At 55.5% G+C, this 19,292-nt stretch carries 20 protein-coding genes; 2 read left to right on the plus strand and 18 right to left on the minus strand.

Features of this window, described 5'->3' with window-relative positions; all coding sequences use genetic code 11:
- Positions 1 to 48: 48 nt before the first annotated feature.
- Together GHH_RS11090 and GHH_RS11095 are read right to left on the minus strand one after the other, a co-directional pair.
- On the minus strand, positions 49 to 432 hold the full coding sequence (locus tag GHH_RS11090) for a YppE family protein (protein ID WP_015375251.1): 384 nt from the start codon (positions 430 to 432) through the stop codon (positions 49 to 51).
- 116 nt (positions 433 to 548) lie between these two features.
- Positions 549 to 791: a hypothetical protein gene (locus tag GHH_RS11095; RefSeq protein WP_013144928.1), complete on the minus strand. Its 243-nt coding sequence runs from the start codon at positions 789 to 791 to the stop codon at positions 549 to 551.
- Between the two features lie 224 nt (positions 792 to 1,015).
- On the opposite strand from GHH_RS11095, the gene recU reads away from it, so the two are divergent.
- Positions 1,016 to 1,618 (plus strand): Holliday junction resolvase RecU, encoded by a 603-nt coding sequence (gene recU / locus GHH_RS11100; RefSeq protein ID WP_011231652.1) that lies wholly within the window; start codon positions 1,016 to 1,018, stop codon positions 1,616 to 1,618.
- 33 nt (positions 1,619 to 1,651) lie between these two features.
- Positions 1,652 to 4,342, plus strand: a complete 2,691-nt coding sequence (locus GHH_RS11105; protein WP_015375252.1) for a penicillin-binding protein 1A — start codon at positions 1,652 to 1,654, stop codon at positions 4,340 to 4,342.
- A gap of 103 nt (positions 4,343 to 4,445) precedes the next feature.
- Here the strand turns inward: GHH_RS11105 and nth are convergent, their stop codons facing one another.
- The 16 genes from nth to GHH_RS11185 all read right to left on the minus strand — a co-directional run bounded on the left by nth (position 4,446) and on the right by GHH_RS11185 (position 19,292).
- The gene (nth, locus tag GHH_RS11110) at positions 4,446 to 5,117 is read right to left on the minus strand and encodes an endonuclease III (protein WP_011231654.1); all 672 of its coding nucleotides are present in this window, start codon (positions 5,115 to 5,117) and stop codon (positions 4,446 to 4,448) included.
- Positions 5,118 to 5,220: 103 nt separating this feature from the next.
- A complete protein-coding gene (locus GHH_RS11115; RefSeq protein ID WP_011231655.1) occupies positions 5,221 to 5,922 on the minus strand; it encodes a DnaD domain-containing protein in 702 nt (233 codons plus the stop codon).
- 67 nt (positions 5,923 to 5,989) lie between these two features.
- Positions 5,990 to 7,285 carry an asparagine--tRNA ligase gene (gene asnS / locus GHH_RS11120; RefSeq protein WP_011231656.1) on the minus strand — a complete coding sequence of 432 codons (1,296 nt, stop codon included), beginning with the start codon at positions 7,283 to 7,285 and terminating at the stop codon, positions 5,990 to 5,992.
- A gap of 61 nt (positions 7,286 to 7,346) precedes the next feature.
- A complete protein-coding gene (locus tag GHH_RS19205; RefSeq protein ID WP_020278327.1) occupies positions 7,347 to 7,487 on the minus strand; it encodes a hypothetical protein in 141 nt (46 codons plus the stop codon).
- 24 nt (positions 7,488 to 7,511) lie between these two features.
- Positions 7,512 to 8,693 (minus strand): pyridoxal phosphate-dependent aminotransferase, encoded by a 1,182-nt coding sequence (locus tag GHH_RS11125; protein ID WP_015375253.1) that lies wholly within the window; start codon positions 8,691 to 8,693, stop codon positions 7,512 to 7,514.
- A gap of 21 nt (positions 8,694 to 8,714) precedes the next feature.
- Entirely contained in the window at positions 8,715 to 9,191 is a 477-nt protein-coding gene (locus GHH_RS11130; RefSeq protein ID WP_015375254.1) for a DUF5590 domain-containing protein, read from the minus strand.
- A gap of 5 nt (positions 9,192 to 9,196) precedes the next feature.
- Positions 9,197 to 9,367 carry a YpmA family protein gene (locus GHH_RS18365; protein ID WP_011231659.1) on the minus strand — a complete coding sequence of 57 codons (171 nt, stop codon included), beginning with the start codon at positions 9,365 to 9,367 and terminating at the stop codon, positions 9,197 to 9,199.
- 336 nt (positions 9,368 to 9,703) lie between these two features.
- Positions 9,704 to 12,433: an ATP-dependent DNA helicase DinG gene (gene dinG, locus GHH_RS11140; RefSeq protein ID WP_015375255.1), complete on the minus strand. Its 2,730-nt coding sequence runs from the start codon at positions 12,431 to 12,433 to the stop codon at positions 9,704 to 9,706.
- Between the two features lie 47 nt (positions 12,434 to 12,480).
- A complete protein-coding gene (gene panD, locus GHH_RS11145; RefSeq protein WP_011231662.1) occupies positions 12,481 to 12,864 on the minus strand; it encodes an aspartate 1-decarboxylase in 384 nt (127 codons plus the stop codon).
- A complete protein-coding gene (gene panC, locus GHH_RS11150; RefSeq protein WP_011231663.1) occupies positions 12,846 to 13,748 on the minus strand; it encodes a pantoate--beta-alanine ligase in 903 nt (300 codons plus the stop codon). The genes panD and panC overlap by 19 nt, the downstream gene beginning before the upstream one ends.
- Positions 13,745 to 14,584, minus strand: coding sequence for a 3-methyl-2-oxobutanoate hydroxymethyltransferase (gene panB / locus GHH_RS11155; RefSeq protein ID WP_011231664.1), 840 nt, complete (start codon positions 14,582 to 14,584; stop codon positions 13,745 to 13,747). The genes panC and panB overlap by 4 nt, the downstream gene beginning before the upstream one ends.
- A 266-nt stretch (positions 14,585 to 14,850) precedes the next feature.
- On the minus strand, positions 14,851 to 15,840 hold the full coding sequence (locus GHH_RS11165; RefSeq protein WP_015375256.1) for a bifunctional biotin--[acetyl-CoA-carboxylase] synthetase/biotin operon repressor: 990 nt from the start codon (positions 15,838 to 15,840) through the stop codon (positions 14,851 to 14,853).
- A complete protein-coding gene (locus GHH_RS11170) occupies positions 15,798 to 17,012 on the minus strand; it encodes a CCA tRNA nucleotidyltransferase (protein ID WP_015375257.1) in 1,215 nt (404 codons plus the stop codon). Before GHH_RS11170 ends, GHH_RS11165 begins: the two co-directional genes overlap by 43 nt.
- Positions 17,009 to 18,145 carry an N-acetyl-alpha-D-glucosaminyl L-malate synthase BshA gene (gene bshA, locus GHH_RS11175; protein WP_015375258.1) on the minus strand — a complete coding sequence of 379 codons (1,137 nt, stop codon included), beginning with the start codon at positions 18,143 to 18,145 and terminating at the stop codon, positions 17,009 to 17,011. Before bshA ends, GHH_RS11170 begins: the two co-directional genes overlap by 4 nt.
- The gene (gene bshB1, locus GHH_RS11180) at positions 18,142 to 18,852 is read right to left on the minus strand and encodes a bacillithiol biosynthesis deacetylase BshB1 (RefSeq protein ID WP_011231668.1); all 711 of its coding nucleotides are present in this window, start codon (positions 18,850 to 18,852) and stop codon (positions 18,142 to 18,144) included. Before bshB1 ends, bshA begins: the two co-directional genes overlap by 4 nt.
- A 5-nt stretch (positions 18,853 to 18,857) precedes the next feature.
- Positions 18,858 to 19,292 carry a methylglyoxal synthase gene (locus tag GHH_RS11185; RefSeq protein WP_015375259.1) on the minus strand — a complete coding sequence of 145 codons (435 nt, stop codon included), beginning with the start codon at positions 19,290 to 19,292 and terminating at the stop codon, positions 18,858 to 18,860.

A 19,292-nucleotide genomic window follows, 5' to 3' on the forward strand; every position in this document is an offset into this window, starting at 1 on the left:
CGTTTTGGGTCAGCCCCTTTTTCCGTGCGGCCGCTTTCTCCTGCCCCGTCAAAACCTCTCCTTGCCTGCTTCGCTCGTGTCGTCAAGCCGTTCCTTGACAAGCGCCAGCGTATAAGCGACGGCCTGGCTGTATTGCTTGATGCGGCGCTCAGGAACGGATGGATAAAATGCCTCAACGCACAGCTTCGCCATATGGTCGGCGGCGGCCTCAATTTGCCGCTCATGGACATATTTCGGCCGCGCATGGCGGACCCAGCGGGAAGCGGCGTCCTTCCACCGTTCGGCAACGGCCTGCACCTCTTCGGCCATCGGTTTCACGTCGCCAAAAAAATCCGGCTCCTCGTTCTGCTCGCGGGCGCGCCGGGCGATCAAAAGCAACTGTTCGTTGTATTGTTGCAGGCGCTTCGTCAACGCCTTAAGCTCTTTTTCCATGGCGCCTCCTCCTTTATCCATGCCGGCAAATCCGGTTTGCCCTGTGCCCTATGGCCCGGAGAACGGATGCGTTTTGCCGCGATGCGCTTCTGTTTGATGATACCATATCGGCCGGCTTACACGAAATACAATTTCGACGAAAGCGGAAGTGCAGCGCTCTGCTTCTCCTTCTCAAGCCGCTGTTCCACGCCGGCGATCTGCCCTTCAAGGCGCCCGAGCTGCGCTTGATTTTGCGCATAACGCTCTTCGATGACATCGGCGATCACTTTTTCCATTTTCGCATCGACCTGCTCGATGAGTGCAACTATTTCCTGCAGCTGCTTTTCGATCTCCTCTTTTTTCACGAGCCGTTTTTCCATTCCCTCTCCCCCATTTCTCGCATGATGATATTCCATTCGCGGCGGGAAGGACGACTCCTGCTGCGGCGACAAAAGTAGAACGAATTCGGCAAAGAAAGTGGCAAGCAGCCGCCATTCGACATTGACCTCCTTCGCTTGCCTTCAGTCGAAAGGAGGAAAAGAAAAAGAGCGCATATGACCGGAGCGTATGGTATAATAAAAACCATTCAAAGGAGATGAACGCGATGGCACTCAAATACCCGAGCGGAAAAGAGTATCGCGGAAACAAGCCGAACGCCGCGCGCCGGCCGGCGGCCGATTATGCCAATCGCGGCATGACGCTCGAAGACGACTTAAACGCGACGAATGAATATTACCGGGAACGCGGCATCGCGGTCATCCATAAAAAGCCGACCCCGGTGCAAATCGTGCGCGTCGACTATCCGAAACGGAGCGCCGCCGTCATTACCGAAGCCTACTTCCGGCAAGCGTCGACGACCGACTACAACGGTGTGTACCGCGGCAAGTACATTGACTTTGAGGCGAAAGAGACAAAAAACAAAACGGCGTTTCCGCTGAAAAATTTCCACGCTCATCAAATCCGCCATATGGAGCAAGTCGTCGCCCACGGCGGCATTTGTTTTGCGATTTTGCGTTTTTCTTTGCTCAATGAAACGTATTTGCTTGACGCCTCTCATTTGATCGCTTGGTGGAACAAACAGGAAGCCGGCGGACGAAAGTCGATTCCGAAACAAGAGATCGAACGGCATGGACATTCCATTCCGCTTGGCTACCAGCCGAGAATTGATTATATTAGTGTAGTAGACAACGTGTACTTCACCCGTTGAAGTGAAAACTTGTAAGAAAGGCAGGATTTGCTTATGTCTGGTGAATATCGTTCTCGCGTAGAACGAAAGCAGGCAGCGAAACAGACCAAACAGAAGAAAGCGAAAACGAAACGAGGAAGGTCATGGTTGAAAACCGTCGCCATTGCGATATTGCTGATGATGGTCCTTGGCGCCATCGGGGGTATTGCCACTTTCGCCTATTTCGTTAAGGACGCTCCTCCGCTGGATGAGGCCAAAATTAAAGATCCGCTTTCTTCCGTCTTGTACGATATGAATGGAAAACAAGTAGCGGAGCTTGGCGGCTACAAGCGAACGTACATTTCGTATAAAGACGTGCCGAAAGTGCTTGAAGATGCCGTCTTGGCAACAGAGGACGCCCGCTTTTATGAACATCACGGGATCGACATCGTCCGCTTGGCCGGCGCCGTCCTCGCCAACATCAAGGAAGGATTTGGGGCGGAAGGCGGCAGCACGATCACCCAGCAAGTCGTGAAAATGACATTCCTTTCATCAAAGAAAACGTTGGAACGGAAAGCGCAAGAAGCTTGGCTGGCACTGCAGCTGGAACAAAAATATTCGAAACATGAAATTTTGGAAATGTATTTGAACAAAATTTATTATTCAGACGGCATTTATGGCGTCGCACGCGCCGCCGAATATTATTTTGGCAAGACAGACTTGAAAAAACTCACTCTTCCGGAAGCAGCTTTGCTCGCTGGCATGCCCCAGGCCCCAAACCGGTATAATCCGTATGACCATCCAGAGGCGGCAAAAAAACGGCGCGATACGGTATTGTCGCTTATGGTGAAACATGGCTTTATCAGCCAGGAAGAAGCGGAAAAAGCGAAACAAGTCCCGATTCAATCGATGCTGACAAAACGGAAAAAATCGCAAAATGATGTACCATATGACGCCTTCATTGACGAAGTAATCAAAGAAGTGACCGACAAAGCGAACGTCAACGTCTTTGAAGATGGGCTGAAAATTTATACAACGCTCGATCAAAACGTTCAAACATACGTAGAAAAGCTATTAAACTCTGACAAATACTTTACCAATAAGAAGGATTTGCAATCCGGCATCGCCGTCGTCGACACCAAAACAGGCGCCATTCGCGCGTTAGGCGGCGGTCGCCATCGCGACAATATCGAATTCGGCTTCAACTACGCAATCCAACCGGTCGGCCAGCCCGGTTCGACGATCAAGCCGATTTTGGACTATGGCCCGGCGATTGAATATTTAAAATGGTCAACAGCGCACATTCTTGTTGACGAGCCGTATACGTATTCGGACGGCACGCCGATCCGCAACGCCGGCGGAAAATACGCTGGGCCGGTGACATTGCGCAAAGCTCTCACGTGGTCATACAACATTCCGGCGCTCAAAACCTATCAAGCCGTCGGCAAAGAGCGGGCGATGGAGTTCGCTAACCGACTCGGCATGGGCTTTGATGAAGTATATGAGCCTTACGCTATCGGCGGAGTATCCCGCTACGTATCGGTGCTGCAAATGGCTGGAGCGTACACTGCTTTTGGTAATAACGGCGTCTATACGAAGCCATATGCCGTGACAAAAATCGTCTTCCCGGACGGCACGGAAATGGATTTGCAACCCAAACCAAAACGAGTGATGCACGACTATACCGCCTACATGATCACGGACGTGCTGAAGTCTGTCATCCGCTCCGGAACAGGTCAATTGGCCAATGTTCCAGGACTTGAGCTCGCAGGCAAAACAGGGACGACGAACTATGGGAAAGATGGAGTAAAATTCGGCCTTGACCGGGACGATGTGCCGGACAGCTGGATTGTCGGCTATACGCCAAACTATACGGCGGCCATTTGGGTCGGCTTCAGCAAGCGAAGCAGCACGGCAAAGCTTGATAAATATGAGCAGAAAATCCCGAAATATTTGCTCAGAGACATCATGTCCCACATCGATGACGGTAGTGGGGAATTCAAACAGCCGGACAGCGTCGTCAAGCTGCCGATCAAAAAAGGCACGAACCCGCCGAAACTTGCCGGCAAATACACGCCGGAAAGCGAAATTACGTATGAATTGTTCGTGCGCGGCACTGAGCCGACGGAGACGGCGAACGACGTGCCGGAAGAACTGCCGGCGGTGAAAGGGTTGACCGCTGTGTACGACCAAGCGGCGAACGCCATCTCGGTTTCGTGGTCATACGATGAGCAAACCGATGAGACGATCTTCGAGGTGCGCGTCAAAGATGGCCAAGGTCAAACGAATACGATCACCACAAAAGACCGTTCGATCACGATTTCCAATCCGACGCCAGGATGGACGTACACAATCGCCGTGTACGCAAAAGACGGCGAACGAATGAGCAAACCGGCCATAGCCAGCGTTCATGTCCCCGGCGGAGAAGATCAAACTCCCGTGCCACAACAACCGGGGGATGACAGCCAAGGCAGCGGCGGGCAAAACGGCGGCACCGATCAAGGCAACAGCGGGAATAACGGAAACGAAAACGGTCAGGGAAACAACAATGAACAAAACGGCGGCGCAAGCGGCGGACAAGAAAATGGCAACAGCGGCGGGGCCAACCAAAACAATGGCCAAACGGATGGAACAAACAACCAAGGAACGAACAACAGCGGCCAAACGAACGGAACGAACGGTGGAACGGGTGCAAACAGCGGAACGCCGCCTGTCTCCCCGCCGTTAAAAAACGGATCCGGAGCGGGTCTTGGCACCCGTCCATAACCGTTGCATTCCCAAAAAACGGATGGCTTTTGCGCCATCCGTTTTTTCATGACCGACCGGCATGCTGCTGGCCCTTCTTCACCAAGCCCTTTCACGGCTCCGTTCACTTCTGATTTGCCGCTTTTTCCTCCCGTTTTCGCATCCGTTTTTTTCCTTCACGGCATAAATGAAGAAGAGGACATGACGGACATTGCGGAGACTGTGCCTTGCAATGGTAGCGGCCGAAAAAAATCATTCGGTGGTGGGTGATCGACCATTCTTCTTTTGGGATGATTTTCATCAGCGTCTTCTCGACTTCCAAAACCGAGTCGTCCCAGCGGCAAAAGCCGAGCCGTTTGCTGACGCGCTCGACGTGTGTATCAACCGCGATGGCCGGCACGCCGAACGCAACGGACACAACGACGTTCGCCGTCTTCCGCCCGACGCCCGGCAGCTTCATCAACTCATCGCGGTCGCGCGGCACTTCGCCGTTGTACTTGTCAATCAACATCGCGCACAGCTTTTGAATGTTTCGTGCTTTGTTCCGATATAAGCCGATTGAGCGGATATCTTGCTCGAGCTCCTCAAGCGGCACCGCAATATAATCGTGCGGCGTCCGATATTTTTCAAACAGCCGTTTCGTCACCTTGTTGACGAGCGCATCGGTGCATTGCGCCGACAAAACAACCGCAATCAGCAGCTCAAACGGATTGCGGTGCACCAGCTCGCAATGCGCATCTGGAAACATTTTTGCCATCTCATCCAAACAGTAGCGGATTTGTTGCTTTGTCAGCACCTCGTCTCCTCCTTATTGCCATATTGGCCCGAACAAAACGACGCCTTTTACCGGTTCGATTGGCCATTTTTGGACAAACAAAAACGAGAGACAGCGCCTCTCGTTACGAGTCGAGCCAATTGAAAAACGGGATCGTCTGTTTAAATTCTCCCGCCGTCTGTCTCGCGGAACGGGAGGACGGCTTGCGAAACTTTTTGCCGTAATCGTGCGCCTGTTCAATCGTGCGAATGCCGTTCTTTTTCCATTCAAACAAGATGCGATCGATGTAGCGGAAATTCAACTTCCCCGACAGCACCGCTTCGCGCAGCGCCGCTTTAATGATGGCCGGCTCATGGCCGTCTTGATCGATCCACATCGCAAGCGTTTCACACTCGAACGGGGAGAGCGGGCGGCCAAACTCCTGCTCAAAAACGGTGTATAAGCTCTCCTCTTCCTCCTGCCGGCCGAGTTCCCCCTGTTGAGCCGCCTGGGTGTACAAATGATGCACGAGCTTCTCCCAAAGCGGTTCAAGCGTATATTTTTCGTTGCGAATGCCTTGTTCATCCGTATGCTCTTCAATCGCGATCATCCCTTTTTGCAAGAGCCGACGCACCATCTCCATGCATTCCGCTGCCGAGACCGTCATTCTTTCGGCCAGCTCGGCCGGCGTCGGAAACAAGACGCCTTCTTCGAAAAACGACTGCATATGCAAAAGCAAGACGAGCTCCCCCTCGCCCAACCCAAGCTGCTTGTAGTGGCCAAGCAACAGCTTCGGGACGGCGATGCTTCCTTGCGCCAGCCATTCGGCCACCTTTTTCTTTTCCATGCCGATGCACCTCAACTATAGTATAACATGACGGCGGCGAAAAAACCCCCTTTTTGCAGGGGGTTTTTTACGGATAAAGCCGGTTGAGCAGCCGCGGGAACGGAATCGTCTCGCGCACATGTTCGACGCCGCAAATCCAAGCGACAGTGCGCTCCAAGCCGAGCCCGAACCCTGAATGCGGCACAGAACCGTATTTGCGCAAATCCAAATACCATTCATACGCTTCAAGCGGCAAATGGTGCTCTTCAAGGCGGCGCTTGAGCAGCTCATAATCGTGAATCCGTTCCGAGCCGCCAATGATTTCCCCGTATCCTTCCGGCGCAATCAAATCGGCGCATAGCACAACGTCGGGGCGGTTCGGGTCCGGCTGCATATAAAACGGCTTCAAAGAGGTCGGATAGTGGGTGATGAACACCGGTTTGTCAAAACTTTCGGCGATGGCCGTCTCATGCGGCGCACCGAAGTCATCGCCCCACTCGATGTCGGTCAATCCTTTTTCATGAAGCAGCTTGATCGCCTCATCATACGTTAGGCGCGGAAACGGCGGTTTGACCAGCTCAAGCTTCGACACGTCGCGCCCGAGCCGCCCGAGTTCAAGCCGGCAGCGCTCGAGCACCGACTGCACAAGGTAGGAGACGTACTCTTCTTGCAACCGCAAATTGTCTTCAAACTCATAAAACGCCATTTCCGGCTCCACCATCCAAAACTCGATCAAATGGCGGCGTGTTTTCGATTTTTCGGCGCGGAACGTCGGGCCGAATGAGAACACTTTGCCGAGCGCCATCGCCGCCGCTTCCATGTAGAGCTGGCCGCTTTGCGACAAATAGGCATCCTCATCAAAATATTTCGTATGAAACAGTTCGGTCGTTCCTTCCGGTGCGCTGCCAGTCAAAATCGGGGCGTCGACTTTCACAAACCCGCGGTCGTTGAAAAACTCATACGTCGCCCGGATAATTTCGTTGCGAATTTTCATGATCGCGTGCTGGCGCCGCGACCGAAGCCAAAGGTGGCGATGGTCCATCAAAAATTCGACGCCATGCTCTTTCGGCGTAATCGGATAGTCAACTGCTTCTTGAATGACTTGCAAATCGGCAACCGACAGCTCGTAGCCAAATGGGGAGCGCTCGTCGATGCGCACCGTGCCCGTCACATAGAGCGACGTTTCTTGCGTCAATGTTTTTGCGCGTTGAAACACCTCTTCCGAGACGTTCGCCTTTTCGACGACGCCTTGAATAAAGCCAGTGCCGTCGCGCAGCTGCAAAAAGACGATTTTCCCGCTTGAGCGCTTGTTCGCGAGCCAAGCGCCGATCGTCACTTGTTGTCCTACGTATTGATTCACTTCCGCAATCGTCGTCGTTTTCACGCACTGATTCCCTCCAATAATCGACACGTCCATCATTCGCTATTATACCGTTCCGTCGGCGTCACGGCAACGACCAGCCAAAGCAGCGCAAAACGATGCTGCCCCCACCAATCGCCCTTCGGCGCAGCCGCCCGGAGCCAGCCGACAGACCGACGCGGAAAAAGCGGCTTTGCGCCAAACAAAGCCGCCCTTTTCTTTCCACTCTGACACCTTGGCGCAAAGCGCCTTAGGCCCGCGCCTCCATAAACCGGCGGATGCGTTCGATCGCTGTCTCGAGCGCCTCAAGCGAGGTCGCGTACGACAAGCGGACGTAATCTGGCGCCCCAAACCCAGAACCAGGCACAAGCGCGACTTTCGCTTCCTCCAACAAGACGGCGACGAACTCGTCGACCGTGCGGCATCCGGCCATATCCGCCGCCTTTCGGGCGTTCGGGAACAAATAAAACGCTCCTTGCGGTTTGATGCAGGTGAAGCCTGGAATTTGCACAAGCTTGTTATAAATGATGTCAAGCCGCTTTTCAAACGCTTGGCGCATTTGTTCGACCGGCTCCTGCGGCCCGCTGTAGGCGGCAATGGCCGCATATTGAGCGATCGATGTCGGATTCGATGTGCTATGGCTTGCTAAATCGGTCATCGCTTGAATGATGTCTTTCGGTCCAGCCGCGTAGCCGATGCGCCACCCTGTCATCGAGTGCGATTTCGATACGCCGTTGATGATGATCGTCTGCTCCTTCAGCTCCGGCGACAGTTCGGCGATCGACACATGTTTCGCCCCGCCGTAAATCAATTTTTCATAAATTTCGTCCGAAACGATCAACACGCCATGCGCCAAGCATACTTCCCCGAGCGCTTTCAGCTCCTCGGCCGTATAAATCATGCCGGTCGGATTGCTCGGGGAGTTGATAATCACCGCCTTCGTCTTCGGGGTAATCGCCTGTTTCAGCTGATCCGGCGTCATTTTAAAGTCGTTTTCTTCCAGCCCTTCAACGTAAACCGGAACGCCGCCAGCCAGCTTCACTTGTTCCGGGTAGCTCACCCAATACGGCGTCGGAATGATGACCTCATCGCCTTCATCAAGCAGCACTTGAAAGAGCGTATAAAGCGCATGCTTCGCCCCGACACAGACGATGATTTCCGCCGGCTCGTACGAAAGCCCTTGATCGCGGGCAAACTTTTTGATGATTTCCTCTTTCAGCGCCGGCAGCCCGCCTGATGGCGTATATTTCGTATGCCCTTCATTCATCGCCTTGATGGCCGCCGCGATAATGTGCTCAGGCGTGTTGAAATCCGGTTCGCCGGCCCCAAGGCCGATCACGTCATATCCGGCCGCTTTCAGTTCCTTTGCTTTCGCCGTAATGGCCAATGTCGCCGATGGCGTCAGCGACGCCACCCGTTTTGCCAGTTTCATCGCTTCTTCCCCCTCACGTCCTCACTGTTGAAAACTGTACCTCTTCAGGAAGGCCCCATCCGCAAAGTGAAGGTAATAAAACGAATACCTTCCTTCCGCATCAATATATGTCAACTCCCAAAGAGGCACGCCTTTTTCCATGCCAAGCGTCGCGTCGATGATGCGCCGCGGTCGGCGGTCGCGTTGCAAAATGGCGCGCGCTTCCGCCTCGCTGATGCCGCTGTCCACGCCCTTGACGACGACACTCCCCTTTTTTTCAGGCACCCAAACGACGACCGCTTTCCCTTGTTTTGTTCTTCCGATGAATACGGTGCACGCTTCGTCGCCATAATATGTATAGACTTTCTTCACATCAGCAAGCCCGGCGGCTTCCTTCGCCCGCGCCAACGCATGTTCCACCATCAGCCGCTTGGGCGCCATCGCCTCGTCATAAATCGACCATGCCTGCCAAATGAGGAATCCAAAAAAAAGCAGAGTGAACCAACCCCACTTTTTCATCGTGATCACGTCCGATAAATCGTAAAGATGGCCTGGCGCTTGTCGTTTTCATCCAAGGCAAGGCCAAACATCAAATTGTCGCGCTTCAGCGTTCGGTTCAAGCAGTCGACAATTTTGTACAAGTCGTCGGAGTGCTGAACTTTGACGGTAGCGAGCACTTCGATTTTGCTTTCCATTTTCGTCGTTTCCTCCTGTGCGGCGCAAATTTTGTTACTTATACACGCCGGCGGCTCCGGCAACAATACAAATACAGCGAAGGTGACATCAAAGGCGTGCTTCTTCGCACCTCTGCGGCCAAGCCGACAAAGCCAAACGGCAAGGCGCAAACTGTCATCGCAGTTGTGCTTCTTCCCTATTATAGCAGGTTTGTCCGATCATTTCATAACAAATTTGCCCGCCTACACCGTCAACGCCAATTTGCTTCTTTCCCCCCGCTTCATGCGGGGTTTTTTGCCGCCTGACACCTTTAGATTGCGCCGTTTCGTCCATCTTTATGAGAAATAAAGCGCGCTTTAAGAAAGCCAAGTTTCCGCCTTGTCGAGCAGCTCAGAAAGCGCGCCTTCATGCACCGAAAGCGGCGGCAAGGAAGCGAGAAAATCCGCGCCGTACGGGGAAGCCAAAAGCCGCCGATCCAGCACAAATACGGCTCCTTTGTCGTCTTCCGTGCGAATGAGGCGGCCAAACCCTTGCTTAAAACGAAGCACCGCCTCAGGAAGCGCCAGCTCGGAAAACGGATCGCCGCCTTCTAGGCGAATGCGCTCGCTTTTTGCCTCCATCACGGGATCGTCCGGGGGCGCAAACGGCAAGCGGGCGATGACAAGCACATCGAGCGCTGAACCTGGCAGATCGACCCCTTCCCAAAAGCTGCTCGTCCCAAACAACACCGCATGCTCAAACTGCAAAAACGTCCGCAAGAGCTTTGCCGGACTGCCGCTTTGCACCCCTTGAGCGATCAAAACAAACGGCTCGCCTTCTTCCTCCGTCTTCAACGCATCAACCGTCAGTTTCAACAGTTCATACGAAGGGAACAACACAAGCACCCGCCGTCCGAGGCGTCGGGTGATCGCAAGCACCGAAGCGGCGACCGCTTCGGCGTAATCTTCAAGCGGCACGGCAGAAACGAGCGGCATGTCCGCCGGCACGAAGAGCGCGGCCTGCTCCTCGTAACGAAACGGCGGCGGAAACGAGCGGCAAAGTGGATAAAAATCCTCAAGACCGAGACGCGCCGCCATATACGTGAACCGGCCGCGGACAGTGAGCGTCGCCGACGTCAAAACGACGCTCCGTTTTTTCATAAACAGTTGATCGGCGAAAAAGTCAGCAAGGTCAACCGGCTGCGAGTAAAGGCGGACAGCGTTCGCCGCCCCTTTTTCGTCCGCTTCGATCCACCGGACGACACCCGGCTCCTTTTCGGTCAGCAAACGCACAAGCGCAGCCATTTGCCGGTTGAGAGCCGCCAAATCAGCCGACAGCAAGGCGGATGGTGGGAAATCGCCACTCGTATCAGCGGATAGAAGCGGCTTCGCTTCAGCGGATAGCGCCGCCGCCAAATCGCGCAGGCGCCAGCATAACTCCACCGCCGCCTGCCACGCCCGGCTCTGTTCGTCCGTCGGCGAAAAGCGATAGCGGCAACGTCCAGCGCGAGCTGGCTTTTTGTCCAACGCATAGCGGCGCAACAGGCGGAACAGCTCGTCCCCTTCAAACTGCAGCTCCTCAAGGCGCTGCTGGCAACGGACAAGAGCCCCATTCGGTGCGTCCTGTTCTGCTTCTTGCCATTTCGCGATCGTCTGCGCGATTTTGGCGGTCAGCAGGCGAAACGACACATAGCCAATCTGCTCGCCAAAACACCGGGCGGCGGCATCTTCAAGCCGATGCGCCTCATCGATGATCAGATGGCGAAACGGCGGCAAAAGCGACGCCGGGGCGGTCAAATCATGAAGCAAAAGCGCATGGTTGGTAATGACCACATCCGCCCGTTCGGAGCGCTCTTTCGCCCGGGCGAAAAAATGATGCCGCCCGCCGTCTTCCTCTTCGCCGATGGCAAGCGCGGACAATAGGAGACGGGCGCCGGATGACACATTCAATTCGTCCAAGTCGCCGCTGTCGGTCTCAAGCAGCCAAACGAGCACCTGGCATTTCAAGAGCGCCGCATCGTACGTGTCAGACGGCTCCGACAAAAACGAAGCGAACTTGTCAAGGGATAAGTAATTTTGCTTTCCTTTCAAAACGGCAACGCGGAGCGGAAACGGCGCGATTTGCCGCAATACCGGCCAATCGCGGCGAATGAGCTGCTCCTGCAGCTGGAGGGTATGCGTGCTGATGACGACCCGCTCTTGCTGCTCACAGGCAAAAAAAGCAGCGGGAATCAAATAGGCGAGCGATTTGCCAAGTCCAGTCCCTGCTTCAATGAGCGCGTGCTGGGACGTCGACAGCGCCTCATAAACGAGCCGCATCATCTCCCACTGCCCCGCGCGCCGCTTGTAGCCGGGAAGCGGAAGGGGCGGCTCCTGTTCGCAAAAGGCAGCGAACGAAGCCAAAGCGGGGCGCCGATCGCTCTCATCTGGCTCCGGCGCCGGTTGTTTCAACGCAATGCCGCGGTATACGGCGACAGCGCGGTCGGCCGGCGCCTTGTTCCGCTTTTTGGCGATGACCGCATCAAGGAGCAAGTAAATATCGCTTTTCAAGTGGCGGGCAAGACCGCGCAGTTGCTCAAGCGTCATAAGCGGCAGACGGGAGAGCCGCTTGAGCAAGGCAATGAACAGCTTGGCGGTCACTTCCGCATCGCTGTCCGCTTGATGCGGACGATCGTGGTGAAGGCCGAGCTGCCTCGCCAAATCGCCGAGCTTATAGCTTTCGGCAGTCGGCAACACGATGCGGGCGAGCTCGACCGTATCGATCGTCGGACCGGCAAACGGCGGCCAGCCAGCCCGTTCAAGCTCGGCCTGCAAAAACGGCAAATCAAAGTCGACGTTATGGGCGACAAAGTAAGCACCGTGCATCAAGGCGGCGATCTCGCCCGCCTTGTCAGCAAACAGCGGCGCTCCTTCGACCATCTGTTCGTTGATGTTCGTCAGCTGCTGAATGAACAGCGGAATGGGCTGTTCCGGGTTAAAAAAGCTGGCAAACCGTTCGACAATCAGGCCATCTTCGACGACCGCCATGCCGAGCTGGATGATCCGATCGCCTTTTTTCGGCCCATTTCCGGTTGTCTCCAAGTCAATGATGACAAAGCGCGTTGCCATAAACGATCACCTCAAAACGAAAAGGGGCGGAAAGCCCCTTTTTGCCCTCATAAAACCGTATGCGCCGGCTCTTCAGCGATGAGCTGCACAATTCGGTTGTTTTCGTCCATAATCGCGATTTTCGGTCGATGGGCGGCGATTTTTTCCTCTGGAACGAGCACATATGAGATGACGATAATAACGTCCCCTTTTTGCACAAGGCGGGCGGCGGCGCCGTTTAGGCAAAAGACGCCGCTGCCGCGCTCACCGGGGATGACGTATGTTTCAAAACGGGCTCCATTATGATTGTTCACTACCTGTACTTTTTCATTCGCCACAATGCCGACGGCATCCAAAATATCTTCATCGATCGTGATGCTGCCGACGTAATCGAGATTGGCCTCTGTTACACGAGCGCGGTGAATTTTGGCGTTCATGAGCGTGCGAAACATGCTTGCTCCCCCTTTCCATCCCCTTGTTCGCCGGTTTTGGGCAACTCAATCATGATATTGTCGATCAACCGGGCGCTCGCAAATCGGACGGCGACAGCGATCAGCACTGTCCCGGCGAGCGTCTCAAGCGGCGTCAAATCCGGATATGAACATACTTCGACATAATCGATCTCAGCGTGCGTATGCGCTTCAATATGCTCTCTAACCATCCGGCGGATGGCCGCTGCGCTCCGCTCTCCTCGTTCGACGGCGGAAGCGGCTGCTTGAAGCGCTGCATACAGCGCCGGCGCCTCACTCCGTTCTTGCGGCGACAAATAGACGTTGCGCGAGCTTTTCGCCAGCCCGTCCGCCTCGCGGACCGTCGGCACCGGCACGAGCTCGATCGGAAAATTGAGATCGCGGATCAAGCCGTCGACGACCGCCACCTGTTGGGCATCTTTCATCCCAAAGTACGCGCGGTCGGGCATAACAATGTTGAACAGCTTCATGAGCACCGTCGCCACGCCGTCAAAATGGCCGGGGCGCGACCGTCCGCACAGCACGTCGGCGCGCGCTTGAACGATCGCTCGTACGGTAAGCGGCTCCGGATACATCTCGTCCGCTTCCGGATGGAACAAGACGTCGACTCCATGCTGTTCGGCGATGCGCCGGTCGCGCTCGAAATCGCGCGGATAGCGGGCAAAGTCTTCGTTCGGTCCGAACTGAAGCGGGTTGACGAAAACGCTTAGGACGACGATGTCGTTTTCCGCGCGCGCCCGATCGATGAGGGAGGTATGCCCTTCATGCAAATAGCCCATCGTCGGAACGAACCCGATCGTCTTTCCTTCACGGCGATATTGGCGCATGAGCGCCTGCATCGCTGCAATCTGATCCATCACGATCATCCTTGCTTTCCTCCGTAAAGCGCCACCCATTCTTCTTCCTTCATCGTAAACGTGTGCGCCGGCTCCGGGAACTGGCGCAGTTTGACATCAGCGACGTAGTTGGCTAACGCCTCGACGATCGTCTCTTGGATGGACGCGTATTGTTTCACAAACTTCGGCACGCGGGTGACACCGTAGCCAAGCAAATCGTGATACACGAGCACTTGACCGTCGACTTCCGCCCCAGCGCCGATGCCGATGACGGGAATGGTGAGTTCCCGGGCCATGGCCGCCCCGAGCTGCTTCGGAACACACTCTAAGACAAGGGCGATCGCTCCCGCCTGCTCGCATTGTTTCGCATCATCGAGCAGCTTTTTCGCACTTTCGGCATCTTTGCCTTGCACTTTATAGCCGCCAAGAACGCCGACCGATTGCGGCGTCAACCCGAGATGGGCAACGACCGGCACGCCGGCTTTCGTCAGCGCGGCAATCATGTCGACGACTTCATCCGCCCCTTCGACTTTAACGGCGTTCGCCCCTGACTCTTGCATGATGCGGCGGGCGTTTTGCAGCGCCTCTTCTTTGGACGCATGGTACGACATAAACGGCATATCGGTGACAATAAACGTGTTCGGCGCACCGCGGCGAACCGCCTTCGTATGGTGGATCATATCATCGACCGTCACCGGGATCGTTGAATCATACCCGAGCACAACCATGCCGAGCGAATCGCCGACCAAAATCATGTCGACGCCGGCTTGCTCGGCAAGCTTCGCGGACGGAAAATCGTAGGCGGTCACCATCACGATCGGCTCGCCCGCCTGCTTCATGTGGAAAAAATCGGTTTTCGCTTTCATTTTCGTTCCCTCCTCTTTGACTGCAGAGGAGATGAACCGCCCGAAACAAAACGTCCTTCTTTCCCGCCTTGAGAAAGAAGGACGCCATAAAACCGCCGTCGGTTTCGTTCATCCCTCTGTCCTAGTCCTTCAAAAAAGGATCAAGGCAGATCATTTCCTTCACCTATTCGTGCTGTCGGCCTCGGTGCAGTTCTTCTTGCGAAAGATACTGCCCTTTTCCTCGCTTTGTATTTTAACAAAATTGTTACAATTTTTCTAGTGGCAAATTAGAACTGAATATCGGCAGAATGGATGTAATGGATGTTCTTTTGCTCATCTTCAAGGATGAGCAGCCCGTCGTCAGTGATGCCGCGGGCGATGCCGCGAATCACGCCGTTCAGCGTTCTCGCTGTCACCGGCTTGCCGATCGAAACGGCGTACCCTTCCCAAAGAAGCTTAATCGGACGGAAGCCATGCGCCAAATATTGCTCATACAGCCGCTCAAGCCGGAACAAAATTTCTTGAATGAGCGGGGCGCGCTTTACGGGCCCGCCCTTTTCAATGGCCAGCGATGTCGCGATGGCCCGGATATCCTCCGGAAACTGCTCGATCGTTTGGTTGACGTTGATGCCGATGCCGATGATGACCGAATGGACGCGGTCAGGGTCGGCTTGCAGCTCCGTTAAAATGCCGACGCACTTTCTGCCGTCAAGCAAAATGTCATTCGGCCATTTAATGTCTGGGACAAGCCCGGTCACTTCCTGAATCGCCTGGCTGACGGCCACCGCGGCAAGCAGTGTCAGCTGCGGCGCCCGCTGCGGCGGGATGGCCGGCCGCAAAATGAGGCTCATCCAAATGCCCGTCCCTTTTGGGGAAAACCATTTCCGATCCAAACGCCCGCGCCCGGCCTTTTGCTCTTCCGCGACGACGAGCGTTCCTTCCGGCGCCCCTTCATACGCGAGCCTTGCCGCAATGCGCTGCGTCGAATCGACTTCGTCAAAAAAGTGGATCGCGTGGCCAAGTTTTTCCGTTTTTAAGCCGAGCTGGATTTCGTTGGCCGTCACTTTATCCGGCGTGCTGATAATCCGGTAGCCAAGGCGGCGCACTGCTTCGAGTTCAAATCCTTCTTTGCGCAGCTCCTCGATATGCTTCCATACCGCCGCCCGCGAACAGCCGAGCTGTTCGCTGATTTTTTGCCCGGACAAAAACTCGCCGTTCGCTTCGGCAAACAACTCTAACAGTTTTTTTCGTGTGTCCGATTGCGCTCCATGAGCCATGCGTAAATCCGCTCCTTCTCATTTTCGACTTCGCTGCTGACGACCGCCCGCCAGATGGCATCCAGCGTCTCTTTCACCCACGGACCGGCCGGTTTTCCAGCCCAGCGAATGACGTCTTTCCCGTTGACGGCAAGCTCCCCTTTCGTTTTGATCGGCAGCGCCGCAAAGCGGCGGCGGAGCTCCTCATGATGCGGTTCAGACGGCGCGCCGCAAAGCGCGGCGCGCACCGCTTCAACCGATAGCGCCCGCTCGAGGCCGGCTGAAAACAACTGTTCGTTCGTCCACTCCTCCGGCCTAGGGACATCATCGAGCGCCGCCAAAATGGCGCCAGCTTCATCGATTACTTTGTTGGGAAGCTTCCAGGCGCGCAAAAACGGACGGATGTCTTTGACATCAAGCGCGCGGCAAAGAAGCGCCCAGCGCTCTTCGCGCTTTGTAAGCCACGGCCAGCGAAAGGCGGCGGCCGAGCGCAGCAGCTGCACTTTTGCGGCCAGCCCAGGCAAATAAGCGAACAGCCCGGTATCGGCCAACAGCGGCAGCGCCTCGGCAACGAACGGACCGGCGAGCAGTTTTTCCATTTCCATGGTCATCCGTTCGACAGAAATGTGGGCCATAAGCGGTGCGTTTTGGACAATCGCGCTCTTCGTATCCTCAGAGAGCGCAAATCCGAGCTGGCTGACGAAGCGAACAGCCCGCATCATGCGGAGCGCATCTTCGCGAAACCGTTCGTCCGCCGCCCCGACCGTGCAAATGAGCCGCCGCTCGATCGCCTCTTGTCCGCCAAACGGATCAATGATCGTTCCGCGTTCATCCATGGCGATGGCGTTCATCGTGAAATCGCGCCGCTTTAAGTCTTCCTCAAGCGAACGAACGAACGTCACCGACTCCGGACGGCGATGGTCCTCATAATCGCCGTCCGTGCGGAATGTCGTCACTTCGTACGCCGTTCCTTCATGCACGACGACGACCGTGCCGTGTTTCGAACCGACGTCGATCGTTTTCGGAAACAAGCGCATCACTTCTTCCGGCAGAGCGCTTGTCGCAATATCGACGTCGCCAATTGGACGCCCGATCAACAAGTCGCGCACCGCGCCGCCGACAAAATACGCCTCATAGCCATGCCGCTTCAATTGTCGGATAATGCCGAGCGCCTGTTCAAACGGCGGTTTCATCGTTTCACCTTCCTTGCCGCAAGCGAAGCGTACAGCTGTTCATACTGGCCGACGATGTCGGCCGAGCGGAACTTGCGCTCAACCGTTTGCACCGCCTGTCTTGCCATCTCAGCGTGCAACCGGCAGTCTGTCAACAGCGCCATCGCCTGTCTTGCTGCCTCTTTGACATCGCCAAGCGGGCATAAAAACCCGGTTTTCCCATCCTCAATCACTTCCGGAATCCCGCCGATGGCCGTGCCGATGCACGGAACGCCGCACGCCATCGCTTCAAGCAATACGAGCCCGAAGCTTTCTTTTTCGGACAAAAGCATCATCACATCACTGATCGAATACAGCTCTTCGAGTTTATCCTGTTTTCCTAAAAAGCGGACATCATCTTGCAGCCCAAGCTCTTTCACAAGCCGGCAGACGACGGTCATTTCCGGACCGTCGCCGACAAGCAAGAGCTTGGCTGGCACGTGCCGGCGCACGATGGCAAACGCTCGCACTACATCAGGCACACGCTTCACTTTCCGGAAATTCGAGACATGGATCACAACTCGTTCATCGTCGCGAATGCCGTACTCGCGCCGTAAATGGCCCGCTTCCCGACGACGGTAGACGCGTTCATCGACAAAATTGTAGACGGTATGGATCGTCGCTTGCACATCGAGCAGTTCATACGTCTCCCGGGCAAGGGCGTCAGACACCGCCGTAACGATATCCGACTGCTCGATGCCAAATTTGATCATATCGGAAAGCGACGGGTCATAGCCTAACACGGTGATATCCGTGCCGTGCAGCGTCGTGATGATCGGCAGCTCGCCGACCATTTGCCGCGCCAACACCGCACAGACGGCATGAGGAACGGCGTAATGGGCATGAAGCACATCGAGCCGTTCCCGCTTTGCCACCTCAGCAATTTTGCTTGCCAATGCCAAATCGTACGGCGGGTATTGAAAGACGGAATATTGGTTGACACTGACTTCATGATAATAAATGTTGCCGTACACTTTATTCAAACGAAACGGCATGCTCGATGAGATAAAGTGAATCTCATGCCCCCGCTCCGCCAGCAGCTTGCCAAGCTCAGTGGCGACCACTCCGGAGCCCCCGACCGTCGGATAGCAAACAATCCCGATTTTCAGCTTCATCGCTCCTCCTCAAACAAATTGGAAAGATGAATCGGCGTTTTCGTCAAAAACCCTTCCGCATACGCCGCGCCGATTTGTTGACCGAACCAGCGCTCGCGGCTTTCAATCATCTCGATGTAGCCGTTGGTCAGCGGGGTGTCAACCGAGCCAGGCCGTTTTTGAAACTGGCTTTCGTACGCGCGCAGGCTGTCCAGCTTGTCATTGATCGTTTCGCTAATATCGATGAGAAAATGCGGGCGGCAAAAGGCATTGATCATATAATAATACACCGCCCGAACGCGGTGCGCATCGCCAAGCTCTCCGGCGCCATAGCGGCGGATGCCGGCGGAAAAGACCGCTTCCTCGACAAGGCGGGCGCATCGCCCGTGATCCGGATGTCGATCTTCCCAATAGGGGGCGAATACAAGGCGCGGCCGATAGCGGCGGATGACCGCTGCGATCTGGCGGATCGCCTCTTCCTCGACGTAAAGGCCGCGGTCAGGCAACCCAAGATTGAACCGCTCGGATACACCGAGCCGGCGGGCCGCCTCGGCCGCCTCTCTCTGCCGCTCGTCGACCGTGCCGTTGGACGACAGCTCGGCTTGCGTCAAGTCGCAAATGACAATACGGTACCCACGGCGTACGTATTTGGCGATCGTCCCTCCCATGCCGATTTCGACATCATCCGGATGGGCGCCGAACGCCAACAAGTCACACGTTTCCTTCATCGCTGTCACCTTTCTGTTTTCGATTCCTCCCCGCCTTTTGTTTGGCCGCGCACAATGCTGCGCCATGCCAAATCGCCGCGCTCCAACGCGCGGATGAGCAGCTCGGCCGTGCCGATGTTCGTCGCCAACGGCACGGCATAGACGTCGCAAAGCCGCATCAATGCGCTGATGTCCGGCTCATGCGGCTGGGCGGTGAGCGGATCGCGGAAAAAAATGACCAGATCCATTTCATTGCGGGCGATCATCGCCCCGATTTCTTGGTCGCCTCCGTACGGCCCTGATTGGAAGCGATGAACGGGAAGACCGGTCGCCTCCTGGATGCGCAAGCCGGTCGTGCCGGTGGCGTACAATTCATGGTTGGCAAGCACAGGCGCATAGGCGGTCGCAAATGCGACCATCTCTGCCTTTTTTTGGTCATGGGCAATTAACGCGATTTTCAT

Origin of the sequence: Geobacillus sp. GHH01 (assembly GCF_000336445.1) — a bacterium.
GTDB lineage: Bacteria > Bacillota > Bacilli > Bacillales > Anoxybacillaceae > Geobacillus > Geobacillus zalihae.